This window comes from Duganella qianjiadongensis, assembly GCF_009857915.1.
Lineage (GTDB): Bacteria > Pseudomonadota > Gammaproteobacteria > Burkholderiales > Burkholderiaceae_D > Rugamonas > Rugamonas qianjiadongensis.
The window spans coordinates 56,298-69,892 of sequence record NZ_WWCM01000016.1 but is presented as its reverse complement, the minus strand read 5'-3'; the positions used below and the strand labels follow the sequence as shown (position 1 = coordinate 69,892).

Sequence of the window (13,595 nt, the reverse complement as noted above, 5' to 3'; positions counted from 1 at the left end):
TCAGATTTCGATAAAACGCATCTTGAAGTTGCGGCCCTTGAAGGCGCCGAAGTCGCCGCCCAGCGGATTGCCGCGGCTCAGGCGCTCAAAGGCATCGTAGGCCACGCGGCGGTCGAGCGCCACATAGGTCTGGAATTCGGTGACGTTGATCTTGCCTACCTGTTCCTTGGCCAGACCGGCCTCGCCGGTCAGTGCGCCCAGCACATCGCCGGGGCGCAGCTTGTCCTTTTTGCCGCCGGCGATCACCAGCGTCATCATCGGTGCCGCATCGACGCCGTATTCGCCTTCGTCCAGACTGTCGAGCTCATACCATGCGACTGGCGCCTGCTGGTATTCCTCGATCAGTTTGACCCATTTCTTCTCGTTCGGTGCGCACAGCGACAGGGCCAGACCCTGCTCGCCGCCACGGCCGGTACGGCCGATGCGGTGGATGTGCACTTCGGTATCTTTCGACACATCGACGTTGATCACCGCTTCCAGATTCTGGATGTCCAGACCGCGTGCCGCCACGTCGGTGGCGACCAGCACGGAGCAGCTGCGGTTGGCGAACAGCACGAGGATTTCGTCGCGTTCGCGCTGTTCCAGTTCGCCGTACAGGGCCAGTGCCGAGAAGCCTTTGGCGCGCAGTTCGTCCACCAGTTCGCGGCACTGCACTTTGGTATTGCAGAAGGCGATGGCCGATACCGGCTTGTAGTGCGCCAGCAGGCGCGCCACGGCGCTGTTGCGCTGGTCGAAACCGATCTCGAAGAACAGCTGTTCGATCTGGCTGTTGTCGTGCTGCGCCTCCACCGTCACTTCGACCGGATCGGCCAGGAAGGAGTCGGTGGCGCGGCGGATGTCGTCAGGGTAGGTGGCCGAGAACAGCAGGGTCTGGCGGCGTTTCGGGCAGGCGCTGACGATGTTTGCGATTTCGTCGTAGAAGCCCATGTCGGTCATGCGGTCAGCCTCGTCGAGCACCAGCGTTTCCACTTTCGACAGATCCAGCGTCTGGCGGCCCAGATGGTCGCGCACGCGGCCCGGCGTGCCGACGATGATGTGGGCGCCGTGTTCGAGCGAGGCGATCTGCGGACGCATGGGCGAGCCGCCGGTCAGCACCAGTACTTTCACGTTGCCTGTGGCGCGCGCCAGACGGCGTAACTCGTTGGCCACCTGATCGGCCAGCTCGCGGGTCGGGCACAGCACCAGCGCCTGCACGGCAAACCATGCGGGATTGAGTTTGGCCAGAATGCCGATGCCGAAAGCCGCGGTCTTGCCGCTCCCCGTTTTTGCCTGGGCGATCAGATCGCGGCCCTGTAGCACGGATGGCAGACTTTGCGCCTGAATGGCGGTCATTTCCTTGTAGCCCAGGGTATCGAGATTGGCCAGCAGGGCAGGCGCCAGCGGCAGGCTGTTGAAAGCGGTGGATGTCATGGTGTCAGACCTGTATAAAAAGGACGTCAGCACAGTCTAACAGGCTCTGAGACAGCCCGATGCTGTGGAAAAAAACTTAGTTTGGTGCCCACACCGGCAGGCCGGTGAGGTCTAGCTTGTCGTCGCGCACCCAGAGAGGCAGACCGGTGGTGTCGGTCGGCTCCAGCAGTTCCAGTTGCACCTGCTTCTGCGCATTGCGTCTGGCACGCGGTGGCGCCGGGCGCTTGGGTTCGGGTTCGAGCGGCGCGGCCGGGCTGAAACCGGGCAGGTCGAACGTGGCGTAATCTTTTTTATCTCTCATGATTCATCTCGTGCCCACGGCGCGTAAAAAAATGCGCCGCTCAAAACAAAAGCCCGGCTGCAGCAGTCGGGCTCAGTGAAATTCAGCTGCGCAGTGTATCACAAAGCCACTGCGTCGCCTAACCTCAGCGGAAGCTGAGGGCGCCGGTCAGATCGCCCGGCGGCAGGGCTTTGCGGGCGGCGAAGGCTTCGTTGCGCACCTTCAGACCTTCCAGCAGCGGCAGGCCGTGCAGGCGGGTGATGAAGCGCAGGATAGAGGTGGTGTCGTAGAAGCTGTGATCGACCTGCCCCTTCTTGGCGTATGGCGAAATCACGATGGCCGGAATGCGCGAACCGGGGCCCCAGCGGTCGCCTTTGGGTGGCGCCACATGATCCCACCAGCCGCCGTTTTCGTCGAAGGTGACCACGATGACCATGTCTTTCCACTGCGGCGATTTCTTCAGGTGCTCGATCACGTTGCTGATGTGGGCGTCGCCCGATTCGATGTCGGAATAGCCGGCATGCAGATTCAGATTGCCCTGCGGCTTGTAGAAGGTCACGGCAGGCAGCTTGCCGGCGATGGCATCAGCTAGGAATTTGTTCGAGATCGGGCTGTCGCCCATGCCGCCATCGCGCAGGTGCTGTGCGCGCGCAGCCGTACCGGGAGCGAACTGCTTGAAGTAGTTGAACGGCTGGTGGTGATACTGGAAGTTGGGTTTTTCGCCGCCGCCACGCGCATCGAGTGCGGCCTGCCATGCGCCGCCGTACCATGCCCAGCTGACCTTCTTGGCGGTCAGCAGATCGCCGATGGTGTCGTAGGTCTGCGGCGGCAGAGTGCTGGCGTCTTCCGGATTGGCCAGCATGGGATCGCCGCCCGGCGCCGGACGGATGTAGCTGGGCTGATAAGGCGGCGCCATGGTGTTGACTGCATAGCCGTCCGGCGTGATGGCGCCGTTGTTGACGAAGTCGGGATGGCCGTCCATGGCCGAGGCGGGGCTGGTCTTGCTCACGCTGAGGCGGAAGCCGGTGGGGCCATCGTCGAGCACGGCGATCTTCTTGCGCGCTGCCGTTTGCGGCGCGTTGAAGTACTCGGGCGTGCGGCCCGAGATCAGGAACTGGTGGTTGAGGTAGGAGCCGCCGAAGGCCGCCATGAAGAAGTTATCGCACAGCGTGTACTGTTCGGCGATCTTCCACAGGCCCAGATTCTTGCTGGTTTCGCCGTAGTAGCCCATTACCATGCCGCCGGTATTGCCCCATGCGGCAAAGCCGTCATTGGCGCCGCCGTTAATCTGCATCTGGTTCTGGTAGAACAAATGCCACAGGTCGCGCGTGATCACGGCTTCCGGCAGTGGCTGGCCAGCCGTATCGACCAGTTTGAAGGGCGCATTCGGCAGGCCCTTGATATCGTCTTCCTTGATGGCGTATTTTTTGCCGCCGATGTCCTGCGTGTTGGGTACCATGCCGCCCCAGATTTTCGGCAGGGCCGGCAGCACCGAACCATCGCGGTCGCGCTGCAGGCAGGCCGCTGGCGCGGCGGCTGACAGTGGCGCTGCGGTGCCGGGGAAATTGGCGAACAGGTTGTTGAAGCTGCGGTTTTCCAGATAGATCACCACTACGTTCTTGACGTGGGCTTTGAGCTTGGCGTCGAGCGAGCTATTGCTGACCGGTTTTGCGCTGGCCGTCTCGCTCATGGCTGGCAGGGTGGCGGCGATGCCGGTGGCGGCGGCAGCCTGAAAAATTCGCCGGCGCGAAGGGTTCGCTGGCGCATCCTGCATGGCGGGCGCTTTATCCTGATCGGTATCTTTCACACTGGACTCCTCAACTATACAAAAGAGGCAATTGTGACAGTTTTATGATCGTCTGGGTATGCTGTAAAAGTAACTACGGTATCAATCGCCCGCTATAGTCGGCGCGCTCATTTCAAGGCTGGATGCCGTCAAGCTGCAAGCGGTGATCGTGATCGAGCACCCAGCCGTCTTCGTAATCGACTTCAAACAGGTGGCCGTCCGGATCCTTGAAATAGCCGGCCACGCCCCAGTCGGTGCGGGTGGCCGGCTTGACCAGCGTGCCGCCAGCGTGCACGGCACGCTCCAGCACCTGCGCCACTTCCTCCGCGCTGCGGGCCAGATAAACCAGCCCTATGCCGGCAAAGCCGCTGCCCGTGGCGGTAGGCGAGAGCGCGTCGGCAGCGAAGGCTGAACGCGACAGCAAACACATCGCATAGCCGCCCAGATCAAACTTGGCAAAGCCCTCGTTGCTGGAGGGGGAGGGCTGCCAGCCTAGCGCCTGATAAAAACCTACGGCGGCGGCAACGTCAGCCACGCCGAGCAAAATCAGGTGCAGGCGCTGGCTGGGCGGCAGGCCGGAGGGGGATGTGTGTACGGCGGGAGCGGGCATGATGATTCCGGTTCTTGTGGACTGACGTACTGAATTGCCAAGTTTGATAAGAATATCATCTTGCCGGGGCAGCAAATTGCGTAGAAACTCACCACTTTGCTGTGCGCGATGGTTTATAGTGTTGACGGCAGCGAACGTGCTTAGAACATTGAGGAAAAAAATTGAAACGAGCCCGTTTAGTCTCTGGTCTGGTATTGCTGATGTTGAGCATGACGGTGCGTGCGCAGGAGCCCATTCCGGACCAACGGCAGTGCCGCTTCATACAGGGGCTGATGCGGCCTATCGACAGCATGGCCAAGCGCAAATTCAAGCGCTCGCAGGCCAAGGTGATCGAGCGGCGCGATCAGACGGTGGTCTATGAACTGACGCCAGAACCGGCAGTTTATCTGAACGTGGTGCTGGAAAAGCATAACCGCGTGGTGATCGCGCAAGCCTATATCGATGGCGACTATCTGAAGCGGCACAAGCTCACCCCGGCATCCATCCGCAAGCAACTCGGCATTCCGGCCGGCCAGAGCCTGCCCGCGCAGCTGGCCTGCGACATTGCCAGCGTCGATCTGATCGGTGGCGACAATCTCGAATCGCTGGTGTTCGACCGCTATCTCGACTAGATCAGCCGGGCGTGCCAGTATGTCGACGGATGTGAAAAAGCCGCTGATCTCGTGAGAAATCAGCGGCTTTTAGAATCTGGTTGCGGGGACAGGATTTGAACCTGTGACCTTCGGGTTATGAGCCCGACGAGCTGCCAGACTGCTCCACCCCGCGTCTGAGGCATGTATTTTATACAGCTTCCGGCTGGAATGCAAGAGCCCGGATAGCTGCTGATCGCGTTTTCGCGCAACTGGACCGTTTCGCCAGGCTTTTCGTGCGAAATACGCGACGTCGGCTAGGCGCTGCACGCTGCGGAATCAAGCCGCAGCCAGCCTCCAGAGCGAGGTCACTTCGGCAGAGCGGGCCGCGTGCAGCGGATCGCTGGCGTCGCTGGCGCGGGGATGGAGCGGACGCACATCATGCCGGTCCAGTACTTTCAGGCCGGCCTCGGCTATCCAGCCCAGCAACTGCTCGCGCGGGCGCAAGCCCAGATGCTCGGCCAGATCGGACAGTATCAGCCAGCCTTCGCCGCCGTCCGTCAGGTGCTCCGTCAGACCGGCGAGGAAGCCGCGCAGCATGCGGCTGTCCGGATCGTACACGGCGTATTCGATGGACGAGCTGGGACGGGCCGGCACCCACGGCGGATTGCACACCACCAGCGGCGCCCGTCCGGCGGGGAACAGGTCGGCCTGCTGCAGCTCCACTTGCTGATCGAGGTCGAGCCGCGCCAGATTCTCGCGCGCGCAGCTGAGTGCGCGCTGGTCCATATCGGTGGCGACCACTTTGCCGATGCCGCGCCGGGCCAGTACGGCCGACAGCACGCCCGTGCCTGCGCCGATATCGAACGCCAGTGTCGTGTCCCTGGGCAGCGGTGTTTTGGCCACCAGTTCCACATATTCGCCGCGCACCGGCGAGAACACGCCGTAATGAGGGTGGATACGGGCCTGCAGGGCCGGGATCTCGACGCCGGTACGGCGCCATTCATGGGCGCCTATCAGTCCTAGCAGTTCGCGCAGCGAGGCGATGAAGGGCGCGTTGAAGCGGCCATAGGCTTCGTTGCAGGCCAGCTGCACATCGGGCGCACGGCGCAGCGGAATGGTGTAGCCGGCTTCGAACGGGATCAGCAGCATGGCCAGCGTTCGGGCGCGTTGCGACTGGGCCTGCCGGTGCAGGTGGAAAGCTTCTGTCGGCGTAGCGGGCGCTCTGGCAGGCTTGGCCTTTTTGCTACCCCGGCCCTTGTGATCGATACGGCGTGCTAGCGCCTGCAGCAACTGGCGGGCATTCTGGAAGTCGCCGCGCCACAGCAATGCAGTGCCTTCGCAGGCCATGCTGTAGGCCATGTCGGCATTGATGCGGTCGTCGGCGATAACCACCCGCTTGGGCGGCGGCATGCCCGCTTCCGAGTGCCAGACGGCGCTGCACTGGGCGCCGTTTTCCTCCCAGTGTATCAGTTGAGGTGCGGCAGGGGAGGCGGTTTGTAAGGACATGGCGGGCATTCAAAAGGTGAGGTAAGCGTCGGACAAGACGAAAACCGCCGGAGATGACGGGCATCTCTGGCGGTTCAGGCAGGTGCAGCGCTTATTATACTGGCCGCTCAGGCACCGATGTCGGCAACGGCCTTGTCGCCGTCGCGATCGCCGTCGGTGCGGGGCGGGCTGGCGGCATGTGTGCTGGCGGCCGGTGGCGTGGCGCTAGCGCTGGCCGCGCTGCTGCTGCCGGAGGCCGTCGCCGCAGCCCCTGTCTCGGCGGCCGGCGCTGCTTTGGCGGCAGCCGGATCGCTGGCCGCAGTTTTAGCCTTGTCGGCAGCGCTAGGCGCGCTGTAGGTGTTGGTGTCCTTGCTGTTGACCAGATTGAGCAGGCGCAGCGACAGGCTGCGCAGGGTGTTGCGGTCTATGCCGTCGCTGCTGCGGTCAGGCGTGTTATCGCCGGTCGACAGCGCGCTTTGCAGATCGAGGCCTATCAGTTTGAACAGATCGGACAGGGTGCCGGGGAAATCGATATTCGGTACCTGAACCTTGGGCAGATCGCTGCTGCTGGTGGTCAGGCTGCGGTTGGACTCGGCCTGTTTTGCCGGGCTTGGCTGCGCGGACAGGCTGTCCAGTAGCTGGTTCGACTTGTCGCCGGCATTGGCGCTATTGGTCGCAGCGGCCGAATTGCTGGTGCTGCTGGCAGCGGCACCGAGCTGGGCGTCGTACTGGACTTCCACTTCGAAATCGAATTTGCGGCCATCGGCCGTAGTGATCGTGCCCTTGCCGATGAAATGCGAGCTATCGGTCAGCTGGAAAGCGGCTGCCGTACTATTACCATTGGCGCCGCTGCTCTGGCGCACGCCTGCGGCAAGCGTGCTGGAAGTATCGAGGCTGGCGCTATCAAAGCTGATCTGGGCGTCTTTGCCGCCATTGCCGAACAGGGTCTGGGCGAAGCTGCTGAGGAAGCTCTGGGCGTAGTCTATGGTGTCGTTGCCGACCGCGGCCAGATGCTGGTCGAGCGCATTACTGGACGAGCCGGCCGAGATCGAGCTGACCGGATTAGCGCTGGCAGGCACCGTCTCGCTAGCCTTGACTTGCCGGCTAGCGCTGGTTTTGCTGTCATTCTGCGCGCTGGCCGCATACAGCGAGGCGGGCAGATTGCGCGATGTGAGGGCAGAGATGGTGGACATGGCAGATTCCAGCAGATTCCGTTTGATGATATTTCTTTTAACGGTAAGCTGGCCGGAATCTTGAGCCCGGGCGGCTTGGCGCCTGTTTCAAACAGCCCGCAGCTGCGTCGCCGCGCCTCGCTGCACGCATGTTGAAACAGTCTCTTAGTGGTGGTGGGTCCAGCCTTCCGGTGCGGCCAGATAGGATGCCACCGCGTCTTTCTGGCCGATGGCATGGTGTTTCGGCTCGCCGCAGGCGCACACGCCGAAATATGGCTGGATGTGCGAGCAGGCCGAGACTTTCTGCAGGCGTACCTGTACGGCTTTGGCGCATTTGGCGCATTTGAAGGTCAGGGTGCGTGGTGCTTTTAACATGATTGTGCTCTGAATGTCGTACAAAGGCGGCATTCTAGCATTCAGGCGTAGATGTCGAGTTTGGGCGGCACCAGCGGCGGCGCCTGGTAAGTCTGGCTAAGCTTGCGGCTGCTGCCGGTCAGTTGCTGCGCCTGCTGGATGGCCAGTTCGGAGCGGGCCTGTAGTTCCATCTGCTGGGCCTGCGCCGCCACCGCCTGATCGGCACCGGACGGACTGGCCGGCGCCAGGGCGGCGGCCTGTATGGTGCGGGCCCGTTCTATGGTTTCCTGCGGCGTGCGGCCGGGCGACGTGTCGATATGGACTTCGCCGCCGATGGCGTAATCGACCCCGTTGGGGCCGCGCTGATAGGTGTAGGCTGCGCCCGAGGTGGCCAGCCCGCCGGCCGTGGCCATGTGGGCCTGCTCGTGCTGGCGCACCTCCGTGTTGCGCGCCTTGAGCTGGGAGATGAGCGCCAGCGCTTCCGCTGAGAGGTTGGTGGAAGCCGAACTGCCGGCAAAGCTGGTGCTGGGCGACGCGCTGCTGGAAGCGGAGGCCGGACCGGCCGGTGTAGCCGACGCTGCCACGCGCAGCGGTGCCGCGCCGGGCGAGACCGGAGGGCTGACGCTGCGTGGCGAGGTGGCGCTGAGGTTCATGGGCTAGGGGCGGACGGCCGGCAAATCTGCTCAGCTAAATGATAGCAAATTTATAGCGCCCGGCGCGGCTTGGCCGCACCTTGCCTAGCCCTGCACGCTCACGCGGCTCTTGCCGCCAGGCGCCGGCTGAACGAGGATGCGGGTAGCGATACGCTCGGTCATCTCCTGTACGTGCGAGATCACCCCCACTTTGCGCCCCATGGCCTGCAGGCCGTCGAGGGCATCCATGGCCACGCGCAGGGTATCGGCATCGAGACTGCCGAAGCCTTCGTCGATGAAGAGGGACTCCACCCTTACCCGGTTGGACGACAGCGAGGCCAGCCCCAGCGCCAGCGCCAGCGAAACGAGGAAGGATTCGCCGCCGGACAGCGAGTGCACCGAGCGCATTTCATCGCCCATGTCGCGGTCGCGCACCTGCAGGGCCAGCGACGGGCTGGCCGGATGGCAGATGCGTTCAAGCTGGTAGCGCCGCGCCAGATGGCGCAGGTGGGCATTGGCGTAGCCGAGCAGGACATCGAGCGTGTATTGCTGGGCGTAGTTGCGGAATTTCTTGCCATCGGCCGAACCTATCAGATCGTTCAGACGCGCCCAGCGCTGTGCGCAGGCGCCCTGTGCATCGATCTGCGCCATCATCGCGGCCGATTTCGTGCGACGGGCATCATCCTCTGCCAGCGCCAATTGCGCAGCCACGGCGTGTTCCCGCGCGCTCTGGAAGGCTAGTCTCAGCTCGGCCAGCGCGCGGCTCAGGCGCTCCGGCACGGATATGGCGGCGCCAGACGGTTCGCCCGCCATGGCCGTGCTGTCCGCAGCCGGGAGATCCGGGCCTGCCGATTGAGGCTCATCGGGCGCTTGCGGGTGCTCAAGCGGCAGCTCGCTTGCCAGACTATCGGCTGGCGGCGCCGTAGCCAGATGCTGCTGGTGCTGTAACTGGCGTTCGCGCAGCACGGTGGCCGCCGCTTCCGCGGCGCGGTCGAGCGCATGCAGGGCCGCACGGCGGGCGCTGATCTCGGCGGCAGCGACGGCCAGCAGGCTATCTAGCTGCTCCAGATCGTCCAGCGCATGCTGCGGCTGCTGCTGGTTGAAGCTGGCCAGCCAGTCATGCAGCGCCTGCTGCGCCGCTGCGGCGGCAGCTAGCAGCCCGGTCAGGTGGCGCTGCGCCTGAGTCAGCGTTGCTTCGGCGCGTGCGCCGGCCTGTGCTGCCAGCTGTGCGGCGCTCTGGCGCTGGGCCAGTTGCTGGCGGGCGTTATTGACGGCCAGTGCCAGCGCTGCTTCCACCGACGTCACGTCCTTGCCGTCCCACAGAGCAAGACGCTGCTGCTGCAAAGCCTGTAGCTGCGCTTCGGCGCTGCTGTAGGCCACGCGCGCGTGGACGTCATCGCGCTGGGCCTTGTTCTGCGCTTCCAGACCGGCGCGCAGTTCGATATCCAGTGCCTGCAGGCGCTGCTGGCGTTCGTCGTAGCTGCTGCGCTGCCGCAGCCACTGGCCCGCTTCGGCCTGACGCGCAGCGTAGAAGCGCGCGGGACCGGCACGCCATGCATCCTTCCAGTCGTCGCTAGGCAGGTCGCTGCCGCTAAAGGCGGGGTCGAGGTCGGCCAGCACGGCGCTCAGTGCCAAGGCCAGATCAACCCGCTGCACATCGAGCGCTCGGGCTACGCTGCGGCTTTCCGCCAGTGCGGTCTGCTGGCTGGCCAGTGCCTGCTGTTGCTGCTGGTGTTCGTTGCGGGTCCGCTCCAGCGCTACTTGCAGCGCTTCGTGCGCCTGGCGGGCCTGATGCCAGTTGTGTTCCTGCGTTTCCACCGCCTGCAGCGCGTCGCCCAGCTGCTCTAGCTGTCCGACGAACCAGCCGGTGCGTTCTGCGCCTTCTGCCATGGCTTCGGCCTGCAGCTGCGGCAGGATCGCCTGCCATGCGCTGGTGGCTGCGCTCAGGGCCGGTGTCAGCGCGCTTGTCTCGCACGCCAGTGCATTGATCTGGTCCAGACAGGCCTGCTGGGTGGTGCGGCGCGCCGTCTGCAGGCTCAGATTGGCTTCGACCTGCTGGCGCCAGCGTGCCACTTCCGCCTCCAGCTCGGCCAGCATGGCCAGCAGACGGCTATCGTCATGGTGGTAGGGATGCTCTGTCGCCCCGCACACGGCGCAAGGCTGGCCATCTTCCAGCGTGGCGCGCAGCGCCTGCACGTTGCTGCTGCAGGCCGCTTGCGCCAGTTGCAGCGAGCGCTCGGCCTGCGTGCTGTGGGCCAGCAGCGTAACGGCCTGCTGCTGGGCTGCCTTGAGTTCGGCATCGGCCTGCGCTGCGGCATGGCGCAAGTCGGCAGTCTGCTGCGCAAGATAAGCGTGGCGGGTCTGGCGCGCATCCAGCGCTATCCACAGCTTTTCGCCCTCGGCCAGCAAATTACGCCGGGCAGTCAGCTGTCGGCGCGTGGCCTGCAGCTGTTCCGGCGCGTACTGCGCCAGTGTGCTGGCGCTGCTCTGCTGCTGCTGTTCCAGCACCTGCAGTTGCTGATGACTGGCTGCCAGCCGCGACTGGGCCTGTGTCTGCAGTTCCTGCTGCTGCTGCACCTGCTGCTGCACGCCTGCCAGCGACTGATTCAGCCTGTCGGCCTGCGCCGCCTGCTGGCCGGCCTGTACGAACAGTACTTCCCAGCGCTCCCACGACTGTGCCATGGCAGCCCACTGCTGGTGCTCGGCCAGCCAGCGGCTGCTGGCTTCCTGCTGGGCGGCTACTTGCTGGCGCTCTTCGCTGCGGGTCTGCTGGGCCGCGCGGGTAGTCTGATCGGTCTGATCGGCCTGAGCGCAGGCACTGGCCGCTTGCTCGAACACTGGCAGCTGGGCGGCGATGCGCGCATCGAGCGCCTTGGCCTGATCGAGTTGCGGTGCGGCGCTGCTCTGGGCCTGTTCGGCCTGCTGCAACTGCTGGGCGGCGCTCTCCTGTGCGCTGCTGTGCAGGGCTAGCGCAGCGCCAGCCTGCTGCACCTGCTCGGCCAGTTCGGCGATCTGGCGCCGGGTGGCGCTGATTTCACGGTTCAGGCGCATGGTTTCGGCTGCCAGTGGCCGCGCTGGCTGCAGCGCGTCCAGCTGCGCCAGACTGGCGCGCTGCGGCGCCGCTGCTTCGATAGCAGCCGCCGCTGCCACGCAGGCGGCACTGGCCTGCTGCTCGGCTTCGGCCAGACGTTCGGCCTGCTGGTACCAGCGTAGCTGTTGTTCCAGCAGCGCGCCGCGCTGCTCCAGCGCCTGTTGTCTGGCCAGCGCGCCGGCATGGCGGCTTGCCAGTTCCTGCCGCTGCTCTTCGCTGCACGGCTTCTGGTCGGCCAGCCGGTCATTCAGGCGCTGCAGCGCTTCCTGTTCCTGCTTGGAGCGCGCAAAGGCGCGCATGGAAATCTCGCTGTAGATGGCGCTGCCGGTGAGTTTCTCCAGCAGTTCGCCCCGTTCGTTATCTTCGGCCTTGAGGAAGGCCGAGAATTCGTTCTGGGCCAGCAGGACGGCGCGGGTGAACTGCTCGAACGACAGGCCGATGCGCTGCTTGATCTCGGCCTTGACCTCGGTTTTGGTGTTGCCCAGCGGCTGCAGGGCGGGCAGGCGGTGCAGCGTCATGGCGGTAGGCTGCAGCGCGCCTTCGGCCCGCGTGCGGGCACGCCGCACGCTCCAGCGGGCGCGGTAGCTGGCAGCGTCGCTACCGACGAAATCCACTTCGGCATAGCCTTCTGCTGCGCCACGGCGCAGCAGGTTGCGGGTGTCCTGGGTGGTGATGGTTTCATTGCCCACGTCGGCCAGATAATTGCGGCCGGCCACGCGCAGCAGGCGCGGGGTGGCGTCGTACAGGGCCAGACACAGAGCGTCGAGCAGGGTGCTCTTGCCTGCGCCGGTGGGGCCGCTGATGGCAAACAGGCCGCTGTCGGCCAGCGGCGGCTGCTGGAAGTCGACGCTGAACTCTTCGGCCAGCGAGGCCAGATTTTTACCGGCTATGCGCAGAATTCTCATGGCAGCAGCAACTCCGCGAAAGCACTGAGCTGGTCGGGCGGCGCATCCTGATCGTAGCGCTGGCGGTACAGCTGGCGGAAGATTTCATCGGGCTGCAGGCGTTCCAGCTGGTCCAGCGTCAGTGCTGCGGCGCCGGCTTGCGCGCCGCGCGCCGCGCTGGTGGTTTCGATTTTTGCCAGCCGCACGGCTTTGCCGTCCAGTGCCGCTTCGATCCTGGCGCGCAGGCCCGGTTCCGGTGCGTCCAGCAGCACCCGCACTTCGAGCAGGGGCTGGCGCTCGGCAGGCAGGGCTTGCGTTTCGAGTTCGGCCAGCTGTTGCAGTACCTGTGCCAGTGGCGCCGGACGGGCCGGAATGCGCAGCAGTTCGACTGCGCGCGGCACGGGCAGGGGGGTGATCTCGCCCAGTTCGGTGCCTTCGATGTCGATCTGCAGCACCTGATGCGGGTAGCTGATTTCCGCAAACGAGAGCGGCAGCGGACTGCCGCAATAGCGGATATGGCGCTGCTTGCCCACGCTCTGGGCCAGATGCAGATGGCCCAGCGCCGCGTAGCTGATGTCGGCACCGAATATCCCGGCCGGCAGCATTTCCGTGCCGCCGATGACGATGCGCCGTTCCGAGTCTTCCGACATCTGGCCGTCGACCATGTGGCAGTGGCCCATGGCGAAGATGGGCTGTGCGCCGCTGCGGCAGGCCAGCGCGTGTTCCAGTGCCTGGCGGTAGAGCAGGGCGATGCCGGCCAGATAGGGATCGGCGCCGCTGTGCTGGTTTTCGCTCTGGGGCAGGCGCGGCACATCGGCCGGACGCAGGAAGGGCACGGCCAGGCACCATGCTTCGATTGCGCCGCTGCGTCCTGTCAGCGGCAGGACCATGGCGCCGATGTCGATGCTGCCGTCGGCCATGCGCGGCACATGGCCGATCACGCGCGTGCCGTGGGTTTCCAGCAGGGGCGCAGGGGCTTCCAGCCGGCCCGGCGAATCGTGATTGCCGGCGATGACGATCAGGTTCAGGTGCGGCACCCGTTCGCGCGCGGCGCGCAGGAACTGGTAGAACTGGCGCTGCGAGGCGGCCGATGGATTGGCGTTGTCGAAGATATCGCCGGCGACCAGCAGGGCGTCGGCCTGCTGCTGTTCCAGTGTGTCCAGCAGCCAGTCGAGAAACTGCTGGTGTTCGTAGTGGCGCTCGTAGTGATGCAGGGTCTGGCCCAGATGCCAGTCGGAGGTGTGCAGCAGACGCATGGAGTTAGAAATTCAGGACAGCCGGGAAGGGCACAATATAGCGCAAGTTGCCGCTGGCGAGGT

At 64.7% G+C, this 13,595-nt stretch carries 11 protein-coding genes and 1 tRNA gene; 1 reads left to right on the top strand and 11 read right to left on the bottom strand.

The window, feature by feature from the left end; all coding sequences use genetic code 11:
- The 4 genes from dbpA to GTP27_RS19000 all read right to left on the bottom strand — a co-directional run bounded on the left by dbpA (position 1) and on the right by GTP27_RS19000 (position 4,086).
- Positions 1–1,410: an ATP-dependent RNA helicase DbpA gene (gene dbpA, locus GTP27_RS19015; protein WP_161040721.1), complete on the bottom strand. Its 1,410-nt coding sequence runs from the start codon at positions 1,408–1,410 to the stop codon at positions 1–3.
- Between the two features lie 76 nt (positions 1,411–1,486).
- Positions 1,487–1,711: a hypothetical protein gene (locus GTP27_RS19010; protein ID WP_161040720.1), complete on the bottom strand. Its 225-nt coding sequence runs from the start codon at positions 1,709–1,711 to the stop codon at positions 1,487–1,489.
- Between the two features lie 124 nt (positions 1,712–1,835).
- Positions 1,836–3,464, bottom strand: a complete 1,629-nt coding sequence (locus tag GTP27_RS19005) for an acid phosphatase (protein ID WP_161040745.1) — start codon at positions 3,462–3,464, stop codon at positions 1,836–1,838.
- A gap of 145 nt (positions 3,465–3,609) precedes the next feature.
- Entirely contained in the window at positions 3,610–4,086 is a 477-nt protein-coding gene (locus GTP27_RS19000; protein ID WP_161040719.1) for a VOC family protein, read from the bottom strand.
- A gap of 161 nt (positions 4,087–4,247) precedes the next feature.
- On the opposite strand from GTP27_RS19000, the gene GTP27_RS18995 reads away from it, so the two are divergent.
- Complete coding sequence (locus tag GTP27_RS18995) at positions 4,248–4,697, top strand: hypothetical protein (RefSeq protein WP_161040718.1); 450 nt, start codon at positions 4,248–4,250, stop codon at positions 4,695–4,697.
- Positions 4,698–4,774: 77 nt separating this feature from the next.
- On the opposite strand, the gene GTP27_RS18990 is transcribed toward GTP27_RS18995, so the two are convergent.
- From GTP27_RS18990 to GTP27_RS18960, 7 genes are all read right to left on the bottom strand, one after another.
- Positions 4,775–4,851: transfer RNA gene (locus tag GTP27_RS18990), tRNA-Met, on the bottom strand.
- Positions 4,852–4,994: 143 nt separating this feature from the next.
- A complete protein-coding gene (locus GTP27_RS18985; RefSeq protein WP_161040717.1) occupies positions 4,995–6,164 on the bottom strand; it encodes a methyltransferase in 1,170 nt (389 codons plus the stop codon).
- 107 nt (positions 6,165–6,271) lie between these two features.
- A complete protein-coding gene (locus tag GTP27_RS18980) occupies positions 6,272–7,336 on the bottom strand; it encodes a hypothetical protein (RefSeq protein ID WP_202416937.1) in 1,065 nt (354 codons plus the stop codon).
- Between the two features lie 144 nt (positions 7,337–7,480).
- Positions 7,481–7,690: a hypothetical protein gene (locus GTP27_RS18975; protein ID WP_161034969.1), complete on the bottom strand. Its 210-nt coding sequence runs from the start codon at positions 7,688–7,690 to the stop codon at positions 7,481–7,483.
- 41 nt (positions 7,691–7,731) lie between these two features.
- Positions 7,732–8,322 carry a putative metalloprotease CJM1_0395 family protein gene (locus GTP27_RS18970; protein ID WP_161040716.1) on the bottom strand — a complete coding sequence of 197 codons (591 nt, stop codon included), beginning with the start codon at positions 8,320–8,322 and terminating at the stop codon, positions 7,732–7,734.
- 84 nt (positions 8,323–8,406) lie between these two features.
- On the bottom strand, positions 8,407–12,297 hold the full coding sequence (locus GTP27_RS18965; RefSeq protein WP_161040715.1) for an AAA family ATPase: 3,891 nt from the start codon (positions 12,295–12,297) through the stop codon (positions 8,407–8,409).
- A complete protein-coding gene (locus tag GTP27_RS18960) occupies positions 12,294–13,532 on the bottom strand; it encodes an exonuclease SbcCD subunit D C-terminal domain-containing protein (protein WP_161040714.1) in 1,239 nt (412 codons plus the stop codon). Before GTP27_RS18960 ends, GTP27_RS18965 begins: the two co-directional genes overlap by 4 nt.
- Positions 13,533–13,595: the final 63 nt, after the last annotated feature.

Coding starts and splice junctions, on each gene's coding strand:
- GTP27_RS18985 (WP_161040717.1), bottom strand. CDS start 6,164: ATGTCCTTACAAACCGCCTCCCCTGCCGCACCTCAACTGATACACTGG.
- GTP27_RS18970 (WP_161040716.1), bottom strand. CDS start 8,322: ATGAACCTCAGCGCCACCTCGCCACGCAGCGTCAGCCCTCCGGTCTCG.
- GTP27_RS18975 (WP_161034969.1), bottom strand. CDS start 7,690: ATGTTAAAAGCACCACGCACCCTGACCTTCAAATGCGCCAAATGCGCC.
- GTP27_RS18965 (WP_161040715.1), bottom strand. CDS start 12,297: ATGAGAATTCTGCGCATAGCCGGTAAAAATCTGGCCTCGCTGGCCGAA.
- GTP27_RS18980 (WP_202416937.1), bottom strand. CDS start 7,336: ATGTCCACCATCTCTGCCCTCACATCGCGCAATCTGCCCGCCTCGCTG.
- dbpA (WP_161040721.1), bottom strand. CDS start 1,410: ATGACATCCACCGCTTTCAACAGCCTGCCGCTGGCGCCTGCCCTGCTG.
- GTP27_RS18960 (WP_161040714.1), bottom strand. CDS start 13,532: ATGCGTCTGCTGCACACCTCCGACTGGCATCTGGGCCAGACCCTGCAT.
- GTP27_RS19010 (WP_161040720.1), bottom strand. CDS start 1,711: ATGAGAGATAAAAAAGATTACGCCACGTTCGACCTGCCCGGTTTCAGC.
- GTP27_RS19005 (WP_161040745.1), bottom strand. CDS start 3,464: ATGCAGGATGCGCCAGCGAACCCTTCGCGCCGGCGAATTTTTCAGGCT.
- GTP27_RS19000 (WP_161040719.1), bottom strand. CDS start 4,086: ATGCCCGCTCCCGCCGTACACACATCCCCCTCCGGCCTGCCGCCCAGC.